The sequence below is a fragment of the Brevibacterium spongiae genome (assembly GCF_026168515.1).
GTDB lineage: Bacteria > Actinomycetota > Actinomycetes > Actinomycetales > Brevibacteriaceae > Brevibacterium > Brevibacterium spongiae.
Map to the genome: position 1 here is coordinate 2,973,436 of NZ_CP093443.1, position 19,317 is coordinate 2,992,752.

General features: G+C 66.3%; 16 protein-coding genes. 6 read left to right on the forward strand and 10 right to left on the reverse strand.

Going from position 1 to position 19,317, the window contains the following annotated elements; genetic code table 11:
- Positions 1-39: 39 nt before the first annotated feature.
- The 5 genes from L1F31_RS13395 to L1F31_RS13415 form a co-directional block, all read right to left on the reverse strand.
- The gene (locus tag L1F31_RS13395) at positions 40-531 is read right to left on the reverse strand and encodes a cytidine deaminase (RefSeq protein ID WP_265417773.1); all 492 of its coding nucleotides are present in this window, start codon (positions 529-531) and stop codon (positions 40-42) included.
- Positions 532-650: 119 nt separating this feature from the next.
- Positions 651-1,934, reverse strand: a complete 1,284-nt coding sequence (locus tag L1F31_RS13400; RefSeq protein WP_265417774.1) for an ABC transporter permease — start codon at positions 1,932-1,934, stop codon at positions 651-653.
- Position 1,935: 1 nt separating this feature from the next.
- Positions 1,936-3,168 carry an ABC transporter permease gene (locus L1F31_RS13405; RefSeq protein ID WP_265417775.1) on the reverse strand — a complete coding sequence of 411 codons (1,233 nt, stop codon included), beginning with the start codon at positions 3,166-3,168 and terminating at the stop codon, positions 1,936-1,938.
- The gene (locus L1F31_RS13410) at positions 3,165-4,838 is read right to left on the reverse strand and encodes an ABC transporter ATP-binding protein (RefSeq protein WP_265417776.1); all 1,674 of its coding nucleotides are present in this window, start codon (positions 4,836-4,838) and stop codon (positions 3,165-3,167) included. Before L1F31_RS13410 ends, L1F31_RS13405 begins: the two co-directional genes overlap by 4 nt.
- A 74-nt stretch (positions 4,839-4,912) precedes the next feature.
- Positions 4,913-5,974: a BMP family lipoprotein gene (locus L1F31_RS13415; protein ID WP_265417777.1), complete on the reverse strand. Its 1,062-nt coding sequence runs from the start codon at positions 5,972-5,974 to the stop codon at positions 4,913-4,915.
- A gap of 307 nt (positions 5,975-6,281) precedes the next feature.
- On the opposite strand from L1F31_RS13415, the gene L1F31_RS13420 reads away from it, so the two are divergent.
- The 4 genes from L1F31_RS13420 to L1F31_RS13435 all read left to right on the forward strand — a co-directional run bounded on the left by L1F31_RS13420 (position 6,282) and on the right by L1F31_RS13435 (position 11,509).
- Positions 6,282-8,138 (forward strand): ABC-F family ATP-binding cassette domain-containing protein, encoded by a 1,857-nt coding sequence (locus L1F31_RS13420; protein WP_265417778.1) that lies wholly within the window; start codon positions 6,282-6,284, stop codon positions 8,136-8,138.
- A 52-nt stretch (positions 8,139-8,190) separates the two neighbouring features.
- Positions 8,191-8,541, forward strand: a complete 351-nt coding sequence (locus L1F31_RS13425) for a TraR/DksA family transcriptional regulator (RefSeq protein WP_265417779.1) — start codon at positions 8,191-8,193, stop codon at positions 8,539-8,541.
- 112 nt (positions 8,542-8,653) lie between these two features.
- Entirely contained in the window at positions 8,654-10,201 is a 1,548-nt protein-coding gene (locus L1F31_RS13430; RefSeq protein WP_265417780.1) for an acyltransferase family protein, read from the forward strand.
- A 258-nt stretch (positions 10,202-10,459) separates the two neighbouring features.
- The gene (locus tag L1F31_RS13435; RefSeq protein WP_265417781.1) at positions 10,460-11,509 is read left to right on the forward strand and encodes a homocysteine S-methyltransferase family protein; all 1,050 of its coding nucleotides are present in this window, start codon (positions 10,460-10,462) and stop codon (positions 11,507-11,509) included.
- A 191-nt stretch (positions 11,510-11,700) separates the two neighbouring features.
- On the opposite strand, the gene L1F31_RS13440 is transcribed toward L1F31_RS13435, so the two are convergent.
- On the reverse strand, positions 11,701-12,843 hold the full coding sequence (locus tag L1F31_RS13440) for a pyridoxal-phosphate-dependent aminotransferase family protein (RefSeq protein ID WP_265417782.1): 1,143 nt from the start codon (positions 12,841-12,843) through the stop codon (positions 11,701-11,703).
- A gap of 150 nt (positions 12,844-12,993) precedes the next feature.
- Positions 12,994-14,466: an NADP-dependent phosphogluconate dehydrogenase gene (gene gndA / locus L1F31_RS13445; RefSeq protein ID WP_265417783.1), complete on the reverse strand. Its 1,473-nt coding sequence runs from the start codon at positions 14,464-14,466 to the stop codon at positions 12,994-12,996.
- A 149-nt stretch (positions 14,467-14,615) separates the two neighbouring features.
- Between gndA and L1F31_RS13450 the strand changes: the two genes are divergently transcribed.
- Positions 14,616-15,128, forward strand: coding sequence for a gluconokinase (locus tag L1F31_RS13450; protein WP_265417784.1), 513 nt, complete (start codon positions 14,616-14,618; stop codon positions 15,126-15,128).
- Positions 15,129-15,202: 74 nt separating this feature from the next.
- A complete protein-coding gene (locus L1F31_RS13455; RefSeq protein ID WP_265417785.1) occupies positions 15,203-16,606 on the forward strand; it encodes a GntP family permease in 1,404 nt (467 codons plus the stop codon).
- A gap of 33 nt (positions 16,607-16,639) precedes the next feature.
- On the opposite strand, the gene L1F31_RS13460 is transcribed toward L1F31_RS13455, so the two are convergent.
- The 3 genes from L1F31_RS13460 to rsmA are packed head-to-tail and all read right to left on the reverse strand — an operon-like array spanning position 16,640 to position 19,232.
- A complete protein-coding gene (locus tag L1F31_RS13460; protein ID WP_265417786.1) occupies positions 16,640-17,440 on the reverse strand; it encodes a FadR/GntR family transcriptional regulator in 801 nt (266 codons plus the stop codon).
- Positions 17,440-18,390, reverse strand: coding sequence for a 4-(cytidine 5'-diphospho)-2-C-methyl-D-erythritol kinase (locus tag L1F31_RS13465; RefSeq protein ID WP_265417787.1), 951 nt, complete (start codon positions 18,388-18,390; stop codon positions 17,440-17,442). Before L1F31_RS13465 ends, L1F31_RS13460 begins: the two co-directional genes overlap by 1 nt.
- Positions 18,387-19,232 carry a 16S rRNA (adenine(1518)-N(6)/adenine(1519)-N(6))-dimethyltransferase RsmA gene (gene rsmA / locus L1F31_RS13470; RefSeq protein WP_265417788.1) on the reverse strand — a complete coding sequence of 282 codons (846 nt, stop codon included), beginning with the start codon at positions 19,230-19,232 and terminating at the stop codon, positions 18,387-18,389. The genes L1F31_RS13465 and rsmA overlap by 4 nt, the downstream gene beginning before the upstream one ends.
- Between the last annotated feature and the right edge of the window lie 85 nt (positions 19,233-19,317).

Sequence of the window (19,317 nt, forward strand, 5' to 3'; positions counted from 1 at the left end):
ACGTGGTGCGGTCGGTGCACAACCACCTCGGTGCCGGTGTCAGTGCTTTGCGTTGTGGTCGGTTCGGGGCGCGCTGAGGTGATCGGGCCCGAACGCCTCGGGCAGGACCACGGACAGCGGGGACCGTCCGCTGGGCATGTTGAGGATGAGCTCGTTGCCGCCGTGTTCGAACAGCAGCTGCCGGCAGCGTCCGCACGGCACGAGCGTGTTGCCGTCCCCGTCCACACAGTCGAAGGCGACGAGGCGACCGCCGCCGGACATGAGCAGATCGGACACGAGCGAGCATTCGGCGCACAGGGTGACACCGAACGATGCGTTCTCGATATTGCAGCCGCCGACGATGCGTCCGTCGTCGACGAGTGCCGCGGCTCCCACGGGGTACGACGAGTACGGCACGTAGGCCTTCGCCATCGCCCGCATCGCCTCGGCGCGCAGCAGCTCCCACGTGCCTTCGCTGAGGTCATCGGGGCTGACCGGGGTGGGTTCGTCGCTCCAGACGTGCTCGGAGGCGTCGATGTCGGGGACAGTCATGGGGATACCTCTTCCTTCAGGGTCTGACTGTTGGGGTGTCGAGGGGTGGGGCCGCGAACCATCGCGGGGATCGTTCGCGGCGCCCGTGTGATGGGATCATCCCATCGCCGAGGATGGACTCACTTCACGTAGGGCACACCTTCCGCGGCGGGCGGGCGGACCCGACCGACGAAGCCGGCGACGGCGAAGACGGTGACGATGTAGGGCAGCATGAGCAGCAGCTCGTTGGCCACCGGGGTGCCGATGGACTGCAGGGTGTTGCCGAGGCTCTTGGAGAAGCCGAACAGCAGGGCCGCGAACAGTGCGCCCTTCGGGTTCCATTTGCCCAAGATCATCGCGGCCAGGGCGATATAGCCCTGTCCGGCCGACATCTCCTTGCCGAAGGCCAGTCCGGAGCCGACGGTGAAGAAGGCACCGCCGAGGCCGGCGATGGCACCGGCGAGCAGCGTATTGCGCACGCGGGTGAAGTTGACCTTGATGCCGACGGTGTCCGCGGCCTTCGGGTGCTCACCGACGGCGCGCATCCGCAGACCCCACTTCGAGCGGAACACGAAGATCTGCAGGGCGATGACCACGACGTACATGATGTAGACGAGGATGTTCTGGTCGAACAGCACCCGCCCGAGGACCGGAATGTCCGACAGGCCCGGGATCGGCAGATTCGGCAGCTTCTGGCGTGCGTTCCACAGTGCCGGATCCTCGGTGAGCACCGTCGAGTACAGGAAGCTCGTGACACCGACGACGAGGACGTTGAGGACGACGCCGATGATGATCTGGTTGACCCAGTACTTCACCGCGAAGAAGGTGAGGATCACGGCGACCAGCGCTCCGGCGATGGGGGCTGCCAGCAGACCGGCATACGGGTTCTTCACCACGGAGGCGACGACCGCGGCGAGGAACGCACCGGCCAGCAGCTGGCCTTCGATGGCGATGTTGATGATGCCCGAGCGTTCGCCGACGAGTCCGCACATGGCACCGAAGATCAGCGGCACGGACAGAGCCAAAGCACCGGCGAGCAGCGTCGTCAGAGGGATGACACCACCGGAACCGCCGCCGGCCCAGGCGAGGAACGAGATGACGAAGAGGATGCCGAAGAGCATCGGGAACCAGGATCCGAGGCTGATCCGCTTGACGCTGAGGTAGATCGACACGGCGGCCATGAGAACGAGCAGGATGCCCAAGGTCAGTCCGGCTGCGGTCGAGGACACGACGAAGTCAGGGATGGCGAAGAAGTCTCCGCCGGTGGCGACGCGGAACGTCGTCTCCCCGTCACGGCCGATGAGGCCGAAGAAGATGAGGGACACGAGGGCGAGGATCGTGTAGACGATCGGGAACTTCCAGGCGATCGGCGCGACGGCCTTGGCCTGGGTCGACGGGGTGTTCTCCACGGTCTGAGCAGTCATCTCAGTCCTCCTTCCGCTTGAGCACCGGTGTGGGCAACCGGAAGATCGACCTCACCAGGGGCGGGGCCGCGATGAGCAGTACGATGACGGACTGGACGACGAGGACGATGTCGATCGGCGTTCCAGTCTGCGACTGCATGAGGTAGCCGCCGGCCTTGAAGGCACCGAAGAGCAGACCGGCGAGGAATGTGCCCAAGGGCTTCGACCGGCCCAGCAGGGCCACGGTGATGGCGTCGAAGCCGATCGAACCGCTGATGCCGCCGGTGAGCTTGAACTCGGTGCCGAGCACCTGGGCGGCGCCGCCGAGTCCGGCCAGGGCGCCGGCGACGATCATGACGAGGATCGTCACCTTCGACACGGAGATGCCGGCGGTGCGGGCCGCATGCGGGTTCGCGCCCACGGCCTTGAACTCGAAGCCGATGGTCGAGCGCTCGAGCAGCCACCACACGAAGATCGCGGCGAGGATCGCCAGGATGAATCCGAAGTGGAGACGGAACGGGGCGGGCAGGAGCAGGAACATCTGCGAGGAATCGTCGACGACGCGCGACTGCGGGTTCGCCGAGGTGGTGTGCGTGAACCAGTTCTGCTTGAGCAGGTATCCCAGCGCATAGCCGGCGATCGAGTTGAGCATGATCGTCACGATCACCTCGTTGGCGCCGGTGCGCGCCTTGAGCACACCGGCGATGCCGGCCCAGATCGCGCCGCCGATGATGCCGCCCAGCGCGGCGACGAGCATGTGCACAACCGGGGGCAGCGGCAGCGCATAGCCGAGGAAGCCGGCGATGGTCGCACCGAGGATGACCTGGCCCTGACCGCCGATGTTGAACAGTCCGCAGCGGAAGGCCAGAGCGATGCCCAGGCCGGTGAGGATGAGCGGGGTGCCTGAGACCATCGATTCGGTCAGCGGGCGGATGGCGCGTTCGGTCGTGCGCGCTTCCCAGTCGAACACGGCACCGCGGAACAGCGCCGAATAGGCTTCGCCGACGGTGGAGAAGAGGGTGGCGAAGAAGTCACCGGGGGCGGCGAAGAAGTTCTCCGCGGCCGCGACGACCTCGGCATTCGACACGGCGATGAGCACACCGCCGAGCAGCAGGGCGAGCACGATCGCCAGCAGCGAGACGAGCCAGGAACCCGACAGGATCTCCTGCAGCAGGTTCTGCTCCTTGCCGTCCTCGGCTTCGATGTCCGGTGGCGGCGCCGGAGAGGGAGCCGCCGGTGAGATATCAGTCGTCATTTGGTCTCCTCCGCCGAGGTGGTGGCTGAGTCGCCATCGGCAGCCGGTGCCGCTGTGGCGGGGGGCTGCGCGTCGTCGGTGTCGGCGCCCGAACCGGCGTCGTCGCTCGAACCGGCGTCGTCGCTCGAACCGGTGGCCTCGTCTGCGTTTGCTGTGGCGGCGAGTGCTTCGTCGGCGGGGACGCCGGCCATCATCAGGCCCAGCGCCTCGCGGGAGGTCTCGGGTCCGACGATGCCGACGATGCGTCCGGCATACATCACGGCGATGCGGTCGGCGAGGCCGTAGACCTCGTCGAGTTCGGTCGAGACGATGATGCAGGGGGTGCCGGAGTCGCGTTCGGCGATGACGCGCTTGTGCACGAATTCGATCGATCCGACATCGAGACCGCGGGTGGGCTGGCTGGCGATGAACAGGCGCAGCTCGCGGCCGAGCTCGCGGGAGAGCACCACCTTCTGCTGGTTGCCTCCAGAGAGGGTCGCGATCGGGTCGGAGACGCTGCCGAGGCGGATGTCGAATTCGTCGACCTTCTTCTTCGCCTCCTCGGTGATGACCTTCGACCGCATATTCAGACCCTTCGCATAGGGTTCACGGTCGTAGACGTCGAGGATCATGTTCTCGCGGATCGCGAATTCGGCGATGATGCCGTCGGTCGACCGATCCTCGGGAACGAAGCCGATACCGGCACCGAGGCGGTCCTTGACCGAGTTCCCGACAAGGTCCTTCCCGTCGAGGGTGATCGTGCCCAACCGGGGCTCGGTGAGCCCGATGATCGTCTCGGCCAGCTCCGTCTGGCCGTTGCCCTGGACACCGGCGACGGCGAGGATCTCACCGCGTCGGACGTCGAAGGACACGTCATCGACGACGACGTTCTCGGCCTTGTCGACGACGGTGAGCCCGCGGACCTGGAACGTCGCATCGCCGGGATCGGCGGCGTCCTTCGCCGTCGTCAGCGACACGGCACGTCCGACCATCTGGCTGGCCAGTTCGGCCTCGGTCGAGTCCGGCGAGGCCTCACCGACGATCTTGCCGCGGCGGATCACGGTGATCGCATCGGCGATCGCGCGGACCTCGCGGAGTTTGTGGGTGATGAAGACGATCGAGGTGCCCTGCTCCTTGAGCTGGCGCATGATCGAGATCAGCTCGTCGGTCTCCTGCGGGGTGAGCACGGCCGTGGGCTCGTCGAGGATGAGGATCTCGGCGTCGCGGGACAGGGCCTTGATGATCTCCACGCGCTGCTGCGCACCGACCGGAAGATCCTCGATGAGGGCGTCGGGGTCGATGTTGAAGTTGAAGCGGTCGGAGATCTCCTTGACCCGCTTGCGCGCCTCCGTGAGGTCGAGGAGCCCGAGGCTCTTCGTCGGCTCGTAGCCGAGCGCCACGGATTCGGCGACGGTGAACACAGGCACGAGCATGAAATGCTGGTGGACCATGCCGATTCCGGCAGCCACGGCATCGCCGGGGCCGGAGAACTTCACCGGCTTGTCGTCGATGAGGATCTCTCCCCCGTCGGCGTCGTAGAGTCCGTAGAGGACGTTCATCATGGTGGATTTGCCCGCGCCGTTCTCACCCAGCAGGGCGTGGATCTCGCCCGGCTGAATGGTGAGATCGATGTGGTCATTGGCCACAAACGATCCGAACACCTTGGTCATCCCGCGAAGCTCGAGTTTCACTGCTTCCGGTTCTCCTCACAAACTTGAAAACTGCAGGGCCGAAAGGACTCGGCCCTGCAGTTTAACCGACGAGCTTACTTCGGTGTGCTCTCCGACTCGACGACGAGGCTGCCGTCGACGATCTGCTTCTTCAGATCCTCGACCTTCTTCTTCACGTCTTCGGGAACCTTGTCCTCGAAGTCGTGGTACGGGGCGAGGCCCACACCCTCGTTCTCGAGTGTGCCGACGTAGGGCTCGTTCGAGAACTTGTCCTCGGTGCCTTCCTTGATCGTGTCCTCGACGGCCTGCGAGATCTGCTTGACCACCGAGGTGAGCATGATGTCGCCGTATTCGGTCGACTCGTAGCCATCGGAGTCGACCCACACGAGGCTGACGTCGCCGGCTTCCTTCGCCGCTGCTGCGGCACCGAGGCCGACGGGTCCGGCGACGGGCATGACGACGTCGGCACCCTGGGAGATGAGCTGCTTGGTCAGCTCCTGACCCTGGCCCTGGTTCTCGAAGTCGCCGGAGAACGATCCGTCCTGCTTCTCCTTGTTCCAGCCGAGCAGCTTGACGTCCTTCTTGTTGTCCTCGTTGAACTTATCCACTCCGTCGGAGAAGCCGTCCATGAAGATCGTCACCGACGGAATCTGGATTCCGCCGAAGGTGCCGACCTTGCCGGACTTCGAGGTGGCGGCGGCAACATAGCCGGCCAGGTACGCGGCCTCGGCGGTGTTGAAGACGACGGCCTTCGCATTGTCGATCGTCACCGGCTTGCCGTCAGCGTCGGAGAACGTGGAGTCGATGAGCGCGAAGTTGAGGTCGGGATTCGCTTCGGCGGCTTCCTGGATCGTGTCTTCAAGGAGGAATCCGACGCCGAAGGTGAGGTTGCAGCCGGCCTGGACCATATTGTCGACGTTCGGCTTGAAGTCCGCGTCGCCCTGGGATTCCGCGTCCTTCTCCTCGATGCCGAGGTTCTTCACCGCGTTCTCCAGACCCTCCTTGCCGGACTGGTTGAACGACTGATCGTCCCAACCGCCGGAGTCCGAGACCATGCAGGCGAGGTATTCCGAGCTGGAGTCTCCACCTGAACCACAGGCGGAGAGGACCAGGGCGGACGCGGCGATCATCGACACCGCAGAGGCGAGCTTCTTCACGTTGACTCTTTTCTTGTTTCAGACAGCGAACACGGTCGAGGCCCCTATCTGCCCCTGCCGAAGATGTGAAACCACTGGACGAACTGTCATATTTTGGTGAGTTTCGGTCAGTCTAATGCACCGAGGTCAATTCGAAAGGTCTGCTATCACGTCAATTCGGGACACCGATATGAAAACGCAATAATCCGTCACGCACCGCGCCTATAGGTCCGGAATGCGAACACAGAAGGGGCTGTGTTTGAGACGCGAGGGTACGGCGAACACCCCGTCAGTCGGGGCCGCGCGGTGAACTAGGCTAGAGGGCGTTATGGCACATCTCCTCGGGGCCGAAGCCCTGCACCTCGAATACCCCACCCGCGTCGTCTTCGACTCCGTCACCCTCGGGGTGGAGACCGGCGACATGATCGGCATCGTCGGCCGCAACGGCGACGGCAAGTCGAGCCTGCTCGGCATGCTCGCCGGCACCATCGAACCCGATTCCGGTCGCGTGACCTACCGCGGGGGTCTGCGCCTGGGCATGCTCGGACAGCGTGATGACCTCAATGATGAGGCGACCGTCGGCTACTCCGTCGTCGGGGATGCGGCCGATCACGAATGGGCCGCCGATCCGCAGGCCCGGGACATCATCTCCGGCCTCATCTCCGATCTCGACTGGGATGCCCAGGTGTCCTCACTCTCCGGCGGGCAGCGGCGCCGGGTGGCACTGGCGGCCCTGCTCATCGGCGACTGGGACATGCTCATCCTCGACGAGCCGACGAACCACCTCGACGTCGACGGCATCGCCTGGCTGGCCGGACATGTGCGCAGCAGATGGCCGAAGAATGCCGGAGCCCTGCTGCTGGTCACCCACGACCGGTGGTTCCTCGACGAGGTGTGCACGAAGACCTGGGAGGTCCACGACCGGATCGTCGAACCCTTCGAAGGCGGGTATGCCGCCTATGTCCTGCAGCGGGTCGAACGCGACCGGATCGCGGCCGCCACCGAGGCGAAGCGTCAGAACCTCATGCGCAAAGAGCTCGCGTGGCTGCGTCGCGGCGCTCCCGCCCGGACCTCGAAGCCGAAGTTCCGCATCGAGGCGGCCAATCAGCTCATCGCCGATGTGCCCGAGGTGCGCAATCCCATCGAGTTGAAGAAGATGGCCACCGCCCGCCTCGGCAAGGACGTCGTGGACCTCCTCGATGTGTCCAAACACTATGGGGACACGACGATTCTCGACGACATCACCTGGCGCATCGGCCCCGGTGAGCGCACCGGCATCCTCGGACCCAACGGTGCCGGCAAGTCGACCCTGCTGGGCCTGATCGCAGGCACTATCGAACCCGATGCCGGTCGGGTCAAGCGCGGCAAGACGGTGCAGATCGGCGTGCTCGACCAGCAGTTCAGGGATCTCGCCCGGATCGCCGAGTCCCGGGTGCGCGAGGTCCTCGCCGAGTCGAAGACGACCTTCACCATCGAGGGCAAGGACTTCACCCCGGCCCAGCTGCTCGAGCGGCTCGGCTTCGCCAAGGAGCACCTCTCCGCCCGGGTCAAAGAGCTCTCCGGCGGGCAGAAGCGCCGCCTCCAGCTGCTGACGCTGCTCATGGACGAACCGAATGTCATCATCCTCGACGAGCCGACGAACGATGTGGATTCGGACATGCTCGCCGCGATGGAGGACCTCCTCGATTCCTGGCCGGGCACCCTCATCGTCGTCTCCCACGACCGCTACCTGCTCGAACGAGTCACCGACCAGCAGTACGCGATCCTGAATCAAGGACTGCGGCATGTTCCCGGCGGCGTCGAAGAGTACCTGCAGCTGCGGGCCGAGCAGGCCCGCACCGGAGGTTCGGTCGCGAACGGTTCGGGATCGACCTCCGGGCGAAACGGGACCGACACGGGAGCCGGCGGCTCCGGCACCGGTGGGGCCCCCTCGGCGAACGAGGGCTCAGCAGCGAAGCTCACCGGCGCGGAAGCACGCGCGGCGAAGAAGGAGCTGTCCGCGATCGAGCGGCGGATGGACAAACTGGGCGCCCAGGTCGCGAAGAAGCACGAGGAGATGGCCGCCCACGACCAGACCGACTTCGAGGGACTGGCCAAGCTCACGGCCGCGATCCGCGAGTCCCAGGACGAACTCGACGAACTCGAGATGCGCTGGCTCGAGGCGTCCGAGGCGCTCGAGGCTTGAGTGGTCGTGACGACGACCGACGACGAGGTCGGATGACGTCGAGGAGACAACGATGATCGACGAGAAGAAGATGCGTGACCTGCTCGAAGCCGAACGGGCCGATGCGCGGGCACTCATCGCCTCGCTGACGCAGGGCATCAATGAGGTCTCGGCCGCCCGCGACGGCGACAACAGCGATGACGAACACGACCCGGAAGGGGCGACGCTGGCCTTCGAACGGTCACAGGCGGCGACCCTGCTCGAGCAGACGAAGACTCGCCTCGACGAGATCGCCGAGGCGCTGGCCCGCCTCGATTCCGGCAGTTTCGGAACCTGCATCGATTGCGGCGGTCCCATCGCCGAGGCGCGACTGGAGATCCGTCCCTACGCCGCGAAATGCGTGGACTGCGCCTCCCGCGGATAGGCGTCCACTCCCCGATCGCACGCGCGAGTGCACCGTCGCACACAGCCGGGCGGCCGCCTCGGCGAAGGTGTGATCTTTCCCCTTATCCGGCTCGGTGGGGTAGTGTATCGGCGTGTCAACACGGGACTTTCGCATCGACCGCGCCAAAGGGATCCTCATCTTCTTGGTGGTCTTGGGCCACCTTCTCGCACGGACCTCCCCTTGGGACTCGCCGATCCTGGGCGCACCGATGTACTTCATCTACATGTTCCACATGCCGGCGTTCGTCTTCCTCGCCGGCATCACGGCGAAGTCGAACAGACTGGCCGAACGGGTTCTCACCTACTTCGTTCTGCTGGCAACCGTTCTGCCGCTGATGTGGGTGTGGATGTGGGCCTTCGGACTCAATCCCGACTACGACTTCCTCAGACCGTTCTGGTACACATGGTTCCTGCTGTCGATGGCGTGGTGGATGATCACTGTCCCCTTCATCGAACGCTTCCCCCGCACGATGCTCGTCGCCTCACTCGTCCTCGGACTCTTCGGCGGAATCCTGCCGATCCTCGACACCGAACTCTCCGCAGCCCGGACAATGGCGTTCTGGCCCTTCTTCGTCCTCGGCAAGCTCTACGGCAAGCAGATCATCGACTGGGCCGGCAGCCTTGCGATCTGGCAGAAGCTCTGCCTCAGCGCCGCCGCGCTCGGAACCGTCGGATACTTCTATCTCGACCAGGTCGATTACAACTGGCTCTACGGCAGCCTCAACTTCGCCCACTTCGACGTCAGCGTCCCCGAAGGCGTGGGACTGCGCCTCATCGTGGACATCGGAGCGGTGCTGTTGACGCTGGCGCTGCTGTCGTGGCTGAGCAATACGAAGGACACGCTCGCCACGATTGGCAAGAACAGCCTGGCCATCTACATCCTCCACGGTTTCGTCGTCCGCGCCCTCCAACCGGTCCTCGACGACAGCCGCAATGTCCTCCACGACGCCTTCGTCCTCCTCATCTGCGTGGCCCTGGCCATCGCCTGGACCGGGCTGCTGGCGTGGTCGCCGTTCGAAAGGGCCCTGCGGTGGTGGTCCTCGACCATCACTCGGTTGCTGCTCATGCCGTTCCCGTTCCTGCGACCGAAGTCGGAGCGCAACGGCCGCGGTGGCCGTGGCAGCCGTGGTGATGCGGTGGGTGCGCGCGGCGCGAGTGCCGGTTCCGGCGGCGCGGCAGGAGGTGCGAGTTACGGCACTGATGCGGGTGCCGACTACGACGCGGGTTACGGCTACGCGGACGCGGCAAGTGCCGGTTACCGCGATTTTCCCGGCGATGCCTACAGTGAGGGCGACGGGCCGGATCGCCGCGGCCTCGGGCTCACTCCCCCGCCGGGCACCGGCTACCAGAACACCGTCGCATACGAACAGTCCCCCGCCCAGCATCCGTTCCCCGCCCAGCACCCGTTCCCCGGAAGCGGCGACAGCGCCGGGCAGACGGTCGGTCACCCCGGTGATCAGCAGTGGGGCACGTCTCCGGCCGGCGCCGAGCAGTATCCGCTGCCCGGCTCTCACCAGGTGCCGCAGAACAACGCGACGTACGAATCCACGCAGGAAGTTCCTGCCGACGCCGCCCAGCGGCCCGCACCCTACCGCCGTCTGCCGGTCTACCTCGGGGCATACTCGGACGACGAGAACTGACCGAACCGGTCACCTAACTCCTGCTGCCGCGGCCACTGGGCTGCCGCCTCGGCGATGAGCGGTCGCGCCTCGCCGGCAGTGTGCCACGTCCACCCCGGTCCCGCCTCGGCGATGAGGATTCCTCGTTGACGTTTCGCGTCGCCTCACGACGGATTATGTCAATGTGACGCACATCGTGACCGCGGCCGGTGGTGTGATACCAGAGTCCGGGCCCTCGCCCTGACACGGACGATCCACCACCATCGATTCGGAGTTCCCATGACCGCGACCAACGCCCTGACCCAACGCCTCGACGCCGGCCCTGTGATCTGCGCCGAAGGTTTCCTCTTCGAGCTCGAGAAGCGCGGATACCTCTCCGCCGGCGAGTTCGTCCCCGAGGTGGCCCTCGAATTCCCCGACGCTCTGCGCTCTCTTCACGTCGACTTCCAGCGTGCCGGCTCGGACATCGTCGAGGCGTTCACGTACAACGGGCACCGCGAGAAGATGCGCGTCATCGGCAAGGAGGATCTGCTCGAGCCGCTCAACCGCTCGGCACTGCAAATCGCGCGCTCCGTCGCCGACGCCAAGCCCGGCAACTTCATGGCCGGCAACATCTCGAACTCCAACATCTGGGATCCCGCGGACGAGGCCAAGCAGAATGAGGTCCGTGCGATGTTCGCCGAAATGGTCGCCTGGGCCGTCGAGGAAGGTGCCGACCTCATCATCGGCGAGACCTTCTACTTCGCCGGTGAGGCCATCGCCGCCGCCGAGATCGCGAAGGCCAGCGGACTGCCCGTCGTGCTCACGCTCGCACCGATGGCGTTCCAGGAGATGGCCGACGGGGTCAGCATCGTCGAAACCGCTCAGCGTCTCGAACAGCTCGGCGTCGACGTCGTCGGCCTCAACTGCTTCCGCGGACCGGCGACGATGCTGCCGTGGCTCAAGGAGATCCGTTCGGCTGTGTCCTGTCACGTCGGCGCCCTGCCGATCCCCTACCGCACAACGAACGAAGAACCGACGTTCTTCAACCTCTCGGACCCCCGCGCCGAGGTGGCCTCCCCGCACGGACGCACGTTCCCCACCGCACTCGATCCGCTGCAGACCAACCGCTACGAGATCGGTGCGTTCGCCAAGGAGGCGTACGACCTCGGCGTCAACTACATCGGCGTGTGCTGCGGCGCGACCCCGATGCACATCCGTGAGGTCGCCGAGGCTGTCGGCCTGACCACCGACGCCAGTCGCTTCTCCGAGAACATGGCCAACCACTTCATGTACGGCAGCAACGAACGTCTTGCGGACAACGTCGTCGCCCTCGGCGACACCGCCTGAGCAGTCGGGGGTTCGACCTCGGCGACACCGCTTGAAGGGTCGAAGCATCCCTCACCGTTGGCGTCGCTTCGCACCGGCAGCGTCACCGCATACAGTCAGCGCCATAACCTCTCGGTGCAATGGGAGGTTATGGCGCTGACTGTATGTGCTGCGACTGCTATCTGTTTGCGGTCACGCCGATCAAGCTGCGATTACTTGGTCGCGGTCACGCCGATCGAGTCGAGGGCGGCCTCGAGGCGGGAGATGGTGCCGTCGATGTCGCCGAGCTTGTCGAGTCCGAACAGGCCGATGCGGAAGGTCGAGAAGTCCTCGGGCTCATCACACTGCAGCGGCACACCTGCGGCGATCTGGACTCCGGCTTCCTTGAAGCTGGCACCGGTGGCGAGCTTCGGGTTGTCGGTGTGGACGACGACCACGCTCGGCGAGGCGAACTCCTCGGACGCCACCGAAGGCAGTCCGCGCTCGGCGAAGACCGCACGCACGCGTTCCCCGAGTTCGTTCTGCGCCGCGGCGAGCTTGTCGAAGCCGCGCTCTTCGCTTTCGATCATGAGTTTCGCATTGTGCGCGAGAGCATCCGTGGGCATCGTCGCATGGTACGGCGCACGGCCCTCTTCGTATTCGTCGGCGATGAACAGCCACTTCTTCAGGTCCATCGCGAAGCTCGTCGACGTCGTGGCTTCGACCGCTGCCCGGCCGGCCTTGCTGAGCATGACGTAGCCGGCTGCCGGCGAACCGCTCCACCCCTTCTGCGGAGCGGAGATGAGCACATCGACACCGAGGTCGGTCATCGACGCCCACACCGCGCCGGAGGCGATGCAGTCGAGGACGAAGATTCCGCCGACCGAGCGCACGGCCTCGGCGACCTGGCGGACGTAGTCATCGGGCAGAAGCATCCCCGAGGCTGTCTCGACGTGGGGAGCGAACACGACATCGGGCTTCTGCGCCTCGATGGCGGCGACCACCTCGGCGACGGGTGCCGGCGACCAGGCGGACTGGTGCGCGTCACTGTCCGGGGACGCCTTGAGCACGGTCGTCTCCGCGGCGATCGCGCCGGCGTCGAGGATCTGCGACCAGCGGAAGGAGAACAGACCGTTGCGCACGATCAGCGCCTTCTTGCCGGTGGCCACCTGACGAGCCACCGATTCCATTGCGTAACTGCCGCCACCTGGGACGATGGCAACAGAGTCGGCGTCGTAGGCCGAGCGCAGGATCCGGTTGATGTCCTGCATCACGGACACGAACCGCTTCGACATGTGGTTGAGCGATCGGTCGGTGAAGACCACCGAGTATTCGAGCAGGCCGTCTGGGTCAACATCTTCGTGTGGCAAAGTCATGGCTCTAACATATCGACAGTCCGCCATTCGGGCCACCGCCCTCATTCAGTGAGACTCACCAGACCGTCACCGAGGCGGTCCGACGTCCGAATCGCCCCTCACGGAGCCGGTGCGACGTTGGGTTCAGTCCTCGCCGAGGCGGTCCGAGGTTCAGATCTCGACTTCGCTGCGATCCCCTGACCATAGGGTATGGAAGATACCCGGACGGTCGGTGCGCGCGTATGTGTGCGAACCGAAACGGTCCCGCTGGGCCTGGATGAGTGCCGCGCTTCCCGCCTCGGTGCGCAGGCCGTCGTAGTACGACAGAGTCGAGGCGAGTCCGGGCACGGCGATGCCATGGCCGATCGCTCGGACGACGGTGGCGCGCAGGGATTCCTGGCAGCGCTCGGCGACGTCGCGGACGTAGTCAGCCGCGAGCAGATTCTTCGGTCGAGTCTCGGCGTTGAAGGCTTCGACGATGCGGTCGAGGAGGCGTGCGCGGATGATGCAGCCAGCCCGCCAGATTCCGGCGAGCGCACCGAGGTCGATGTCCCAGCCGTGCTCGCGGGCTCCGGCCGCGATCTCGTGGAATCCCTGGACGTAGGCCATCACCTTGCCCAGCAGCAGGGCGTTGCCGATCTCGGCGATGCGGGCCGCGCGCTCGTCAGAAGAGGTCGTTGCCGCAGCGCCGGGACGGGGGCCTGCCAGGCGGAGGCCCTCGGCGCGCAGATCAACCGCGGATGACAGCGACCGGGAGAAGACCGCCTCGGCGATGGTGGGCACCGGAACACCGAGAGCCAGCCCGGTCTGCGCCGTCCACGCACCGGTGCCTTTGGCCTTCGCGGCGTCGGCGACGATGTCGATGAACGGCGCACCCGTCTCAGCGTCAGTATGGGCGAGGACATCGGCGGTGATCTCGATGAGGTAGGACTCGAGTTCACCGGTGTTCCACTCGGCGAAGACTTCAGCGATCTCGGCCGGGGCCATCCCGAGCCCGTCGCGCAGGAGGGTGAAGGCTTCGCTGATGAGCTGCATATCGGCGTATTCGATGCCGTTGTGGACCATCTTCACGAAATGTCCCGCCCCGTCGGAGCCGATGTGATCGACGCAGGGCACCTCCTTCGCCTTGGCCGCGATCGGTTCGAGCAGGGGACGCAGGCGCTGCCATGCCGCGTCCGACCCTCCGACCATGAGCGAGGGTCCGAGCAGAGCGCCGACCTCTCCCCCGGAGATGCCGACCCCGGCGAACTCGATGCCGGTGCCCTCGAGGCGCTGCCCCCGGGCGATCGTGTCCTGGAAGTGGGAGTTGCCGCCGTCGACGATGATGTCTTCGGGGGCGAACGCCTCGGCGAGGTCGCTGATCGCCGAATCCGTGGCCGTTCCCGCATTGACCATGAGGATGGCCACCCGCGGTTCGGCGAGCTTCCCGGCCAGGTCAGCCGGGTCGGAGGCGACGAGGAAGTCCGCCTCGGGGAAGTCTGCGGCCAGTTTCTGGGCGCGCTCGACGTCACGGTCATAGACCGCCACCCGGTGACCCGACTGACGGGCGAGGTTGCGGGCGAGGTTCGACCCCATCACACCGGTTCCGATCACGGCGACATCGGCCTTCATGAGCATTCCTCTTCCCTGGGTCGTCAGCGTCATCAGCAGTGCAGGCAGCGTAGTTGGCAACGCTGTCGGCGGTGCTGTCAGCAGTGTTGACAGCCTCTGACCACCAGCACTACGGTGCAATAAATCTGTTTTAATAACTGATTATAGATATCTCCTCATATTTTATCGAGAGGTTTCCGGTTATGGGTCACCACCCTTTCCTTCCACCGCTCGTCATCATGGGTGTCTCGGGAACCGGCAAAACCGTTCTCGGCGCACAGGTGGCGCAGGCCCTCGACCGTCGATTCGTCGACGCCGACGACCTTCATTCCGCTGCAAACAAGGCGAAGATGGCCTCCGGTGTGCCGCTGACGGATGAGGACCGGGCGCCCTGGCTCGACAGCGTCGCCGTCGAGGCGGCTCGCACCCCGGCGCCGGTCATCGCCTGCTCCGCGCTCAAACGCACCTACCGGGATCTGCTGCGCGCCTCGGCCCCCGAACTCGTGTTCATCCACCTCGACGGTCCGCGCGAAGTCATCGCCGACCACCTCGCCCGCCGAGATCATGAGTTCATGTCCCCGGACCTGCTCGACTCCCAGCTGGCCACCCTCGAACCGCTCGCCGCCGAGGAGGCCCACGCCACCGTCGACGTCGACCGATCGATCCCCGAGGTTCTCGACGCGATCCTCGACCGTGTCGAACGGCTGACACCATGATCATCTCGGTGATCGTCCCGGTGATCGCCCTGTCCGCTGTCCACCTATCCGCCTGACCTCAAGGAAGAGGAACTATGACTGATCTCGATCTGGCCTGGACCCTGTCCACGCCCGCACTGTTGGGAATCGCGGCAGCGGCCATCGCCCTGCTGCTCCTGCTCATCATCAAGGCGCGAGTCCACGCATTCATCGCCCTCGTCATCGTCAGCGTGCTCACGGCCCTGGCCGCGGGAATCATGCCCGGCGACCTCATCGACGTCCTCTACGACGGCTTCGGATCCACCCTGGCCAGCGTCGCCCTGCTCGTGGGACTGGGCGCGATGCTCGGGCGGATGCTCGAACTCTCCGGCGGCGCCGAGGTGCTCACCGACGCCCTCATCCGCCTCTTCGGTGAGAAACGCGCACCGCTGGCTCTCGGTGTGACTTCGCTGCTGTTCGGCTTCCCGATCTTCTTCGACGCCGGCCTCGTCGTCATGCTGCCGATCATCTTCACGATCGCGCGCCGCCTCGGCGGTTCTCTGCTGCTCTACGCAATGCCTGCGGCCATGGCGTTCTCCGCGATGCACATCTTCGTTCCCCCGCATCCCGGACCGGTGGCCGCCTCCGGGCTGCTCGGGGCGAACGTGGGCCTCGTCCTCATCTGCGGCATCATCATCGCGATCCCTGCCTGGTACCTCACCGGGTACCTGTTCGGGCTCATCATCGGCAAGCGCATCGACGTCGCCGTGCCCGACGTCCTCTCTGCCGGCAAGGACAGCTCGTTCGCCGAGTTCGCTTCCCGCCCGAAGCTCGGCCACGTCATCTTCCTCCTCGTTCTGCCTCTGGTGCTCATCTTCCTCACCACCGGGCTCAACTTCGCCGGAGAGGCCGGCTGGGTCGACGCCGAGTCCACCCTCATCGCCTCCCTGCGGCTGCTCGGCGAAACCCCGATCGCCCTGCTCATCACCGTCGTCATCGCCATGTGGCTGCTCGGCTGGAAGCATAAGAAGAGTCAGTCACTCGTCGAGACCGTCGTCGATTCGGCGCTCGGACCGGTCTGCTCGATCATCCTCATCACCGGTGCCGGCGGAATGTTCGGCGGGGTGCTGCGCGCCAGCGGCATCGGCGATTCGCTCGCTGATTCGCTCGCTGCCCTCGGCCTGCCCGTCATCGTCGCCGGCTTCGTCATCGCCGCGATCGTACGCATCGCCCAGGGTTCGGCCACCGTGGCGCTGACCACCGCCGCGGCTCTCGTGCAGCCCGTCGTCGTCGGCAACCCGGACTTCTCGAGCCTGCAGGTCGTGGCGATCGTGCTCTCGCTGGCAGCCGGTTCGGTCTTCGCCAGCCACGTCAACGACTCCGGATTCTGGCTCGTCTCCCGGTTCTTCGGCATGGACACGAAGACGACGCTGAAGACCTGGACCGTCGCCGAGACGCTGCTGGGCACAGTCGGCTTCCTGCTCAGCCTCGCCCTCTACGGAGTCGTCAGCCTGTTCTGAGGTCGGCGCTCAGCCGCCGGGCGCTCAGCCGCCTCAGTGGCGGGGCTCGTCGGCCCAGACGCTGCCCATCTCCGCATCGGCCTTCGCCACGATCTTCGCCATCGCCTCCCTGGCGCGGTCGGCGTCCTGCCCGCCGATCGCATCGGCGACGTCGAAGTGCCACTGCAGGGCGTCCGGGTGCGGGAACTTCGGCATCAGCCCCGCCTCGGTGCGTCCGGCGAGGATCTCTCCGATGACGGTGTCGAAGGCGGCGAAGAGCTCATTGCCGCCGGCGCCGAGCACCGCCCGATGGAACGCGACATCGGCTTCGAGGAACGACTCCACGTCCCCTTGGCGACCGCTCGCCCGCATCCGAGCGGCCAGGCCCATGATCTCCTCGGCGACGTCAGCCGGCGCGTGCTGCGCGGCCAGACCGGCAGCTTCGGGTTCGATGGCCACCCGCAGCTCCGTGAGCGACCGCAGCTGCCGCGCCGGAGCCTCGGTCATCCTCCACCGGATGACCAGCGGGTCGAGCAGCATCCATTCGCTCATCGCGAGCACGACGAGGCCGACCCGACGGATCGGCTGCAGCAGCCCCAGGGACTCGAGCACCCGCACGACTTCCCTCACCACCGACAGCGACACGTCGTAGCGTGCACGCAGATCCTCGGCCTTGATGATCGTCCCCGCGGCGAGGCGCCCGGCGACGATGTCCTGCCCGACCTGATCGCGCAGCCGTTCGTGGAGGTTTCCGCGATGGCCGGAGTCCCCGCGGTTGCCCGGGCTGTCGCGAGGGCCCGCACCGTCCGCCCGGCCGGGCGCCGCCTCGGCGGGTTCTCTGTCGTCGGCGGCCATCACGCCACGTCCACGACGTGGGCTCCCGGGGCGGGTCCGGTGGTGCGCAGGGCTTCGTTGACGCCTCGCGTGGCCTGCAGGAGCACGGCCAGGTCGAGGGCGTGGTGGGCGTCGCGGGCGAGGAATCCGATCGTCGGTCCCGACCCGCTGAGCAGGGGCAGCAGCGCCCCGGCAGCGACCCCGGCCTCCATCACCTCGGCGATCTCGGGCAGGAACGACACAGCCGCCTCGGTGAGGTCGTTGGCCGCGAATTCGGCGAGGGTCCCCGGTTCCCCGGCGGCGAGCGCCGTGAGCACCTGGTCAGGGACCTGCGCCGAGGCGGGTGCGGAGTTGAGTTCGTCGAAGCGGGCGTAGACGTCCGGGGTCGGCAGCTTCTGCGCCGAGGTGGCCATGACCCAGTGGAACGTGCCGCGGGTGAGCACGGGGCTCAGCAGCTCCCCGCGACCGTGGCCGATGGCCGTGCCCCCGCGCAGGAGGAAGGCGACATCGGCGCCGACGGCGACCGCGCAGTCGTGGAGGGTCGCCTCGTCGACTCCCCCGATGAGGTGGGCGGCGCCGACGAGCGCTGCGGCCGCGTCGGCCGATCCCCCGCCCATTCCGCCGGCCACGGGCACCTGTTTGTCGATGACGATGTCGAGGTCGCGCAGCACGTCGACGTCACGGTCGCCCTCGAGCGCGTCGATGAGGAGGTCGATGGCGCGGCGGGCGAAGTTCGCATCATCGACCGGAACCGCCGCATCCGCGTAGCGGCCTTGGATGAGGATCGACCGGGTTCCGCCCGGGATGAGGGTGAGCGTCTCGCCGAGGTTGAGCGCCTGGAATACTGTCGCGAGCTCGTGATACCCGTCGTCGTTCGCCGCCCCCACGCCGAGGTGAATGTTGATCTTCCCCGGTGCCTGGACTTTCACCGGGGCCGGGTTGACCGTGCGTGAGTGCAGCGAGGTGGTCATTGTGACGGTTCCTCGACGGCGGCGAGGCGTTCGAAGTCGGTGACGGTCAGTGCCTCACCGCGGGTCTTCGGGTCGATGCCGGCTGCGGTCAGCAGCGCCTCGGAGCGCTGTGGGCTGCCGGCCCACCCGGACAGGGCGGCCCGCAGCGTCTTGCGCCTCTGCGCGAAGGCCGCGTCGACGAGGCCGAAGAGGCGGCGTCGGTCCGCCGGGTCACGGTCGGTGCGGGTGACGTCGATGCGCACGAGTCCGGAGTCGATGTTCGGTGCCGGCCAGAACACGTTCTTGCCGATCCGTCCGGCCAGGCGCACGTCTCCGTACCACTGGGCCTTGACGCTGGGGACTCCGTAGGTGCGCGATCCCGGTGGCGCGGCGAGGCGTTCGGCGACCTCGAGCTGGACCATGACGAGCACGGACTTCAGGCTCGAGAAAGTCTCGAGGAAGTGCAGGAGCACGGGCACAGCCACGTTGTAGGGCAGGTTCGCGACCAGCGCTTCGGGCTGGGACTCCGGAAGCTCCGTGACGCGCAGAGCATCGGCGTTGACCAGGGAGAAGGCCGCCTCGGTGCCGGCGAATCTCTCCACAGTCTCGGGCAGCTTCGCGGCGAGGACCTCGTCGATCTCGACGGCCGTGACGCTGTGCCCTGCCTCGAGCAGGCCGAGGGTGAGCGAACCGAGCCCGGGCCCGATCTCGACGACGTTCGAGGGCTTGTCGAGTCCGGCGGCGGTGACGATCGAGCGCACGGTATTGGGGTCGATGACGAAGTTCTGCCCCTTCTGTTTCGTCGGGCGCAGACCGATGTCAGCGGCGAGTTCGCGGATGTCGCGGGCGGTCAATAACGTCACAGCCAACAACTTACCGCACCACCCGGCTGGCACAATCACCGCGCGCCACGGATCCCGAGCACGCTCAGCCGAAACAGCAACTAGT

Excerpts from the sequence above, each read along its gene's own strand:
- L1F31_RS13440 (WP_265417782.1), bottom strand. The coding sequence starts at position 12,843 with ATGACTTTGCCACACGAAGATGTTGACCCAGACGGCCTGCTCGAATAC.
- L1F31_RS13460 (WP_265417786.1), bottom strand. The coding sequence starts at position 17,440 with ATGGCCGCCGACGACAGAGAACCCGCCGAGGCGGCGCCCGGCCGGGCG.
- L1F31_RS13395 (WP_265417773.1), bottom strand. The coding sequence starts at position 531 with ATGACTGTCCCCGACATCGACGCCTCCGAGCACGTCTGGAGCGACGAA.
- L1F31_RS13465 (WP_265417787.1), bottom strand. The coding sequence starts at position 18,390 with ATGACCACCTCGCTGCACTCACGCACGGTCAACCCGGCCCCGGTGAAA.
- L1F31_RS13405 (WP_265417775.1), bottom strand. The coding sequence starts at position 3,168 with ATGACGACTGATATCTCACCGGCGGCTCCCTCTCCGGCGCCGCCACCG.
- L1F31_RS13425 (WP_265417779.1), top strand. The coding sequence starts at position 8,191 with ATGATCGACGAGAAGAAGATGCGTGACCTGCTCGAAGCCGAACGGGCC.
- L1F31_RS13420 (WP_265417778.1), top strand. The coding sequence starts at position 6,282 with ATGGCACATCTCCTCGGGGCCGAAGCCCTGCACCTCGAATACCCCACC.
- gndA (WP_265417783.1), bottom strand. The coding sequence starts at position 14,466 with ATGACGCTGACGACCCAGGGAAGAGGAATGCTCATGAAGGCCGATGTC.
- L1F31_RS13450 (WP_265417784.1), top strand. The coding sequence starts at position 14,616 with ATGGGTCACCACCCTTTCCTTCCACCGCTCGTCATCATGGGTGTCTCG.
- L1F31_RS13435 (WP_265417781.1), top strand. The coding sequence starts at position 10,460 with ATGACCGCGACCAACGCCCTGACCCAACGCCTCGACGCCGGCCCTGTG.
- L1F31_RS13455 (WP_265417785.1), top strand. The coding sequence starts at position 15,203 with ATGACTGATCTCGATCTGGCCTGGACCCTGTCCACGCCCGCACTGTTG.
- L1F31_RS13400 (WP_265417774.1), bottom strand. The coding sequence starts at position 1,934 with ATGACTGCTCAGACCGTGGAGAACACCCCGTCGACCCAGGCCAAGGCC.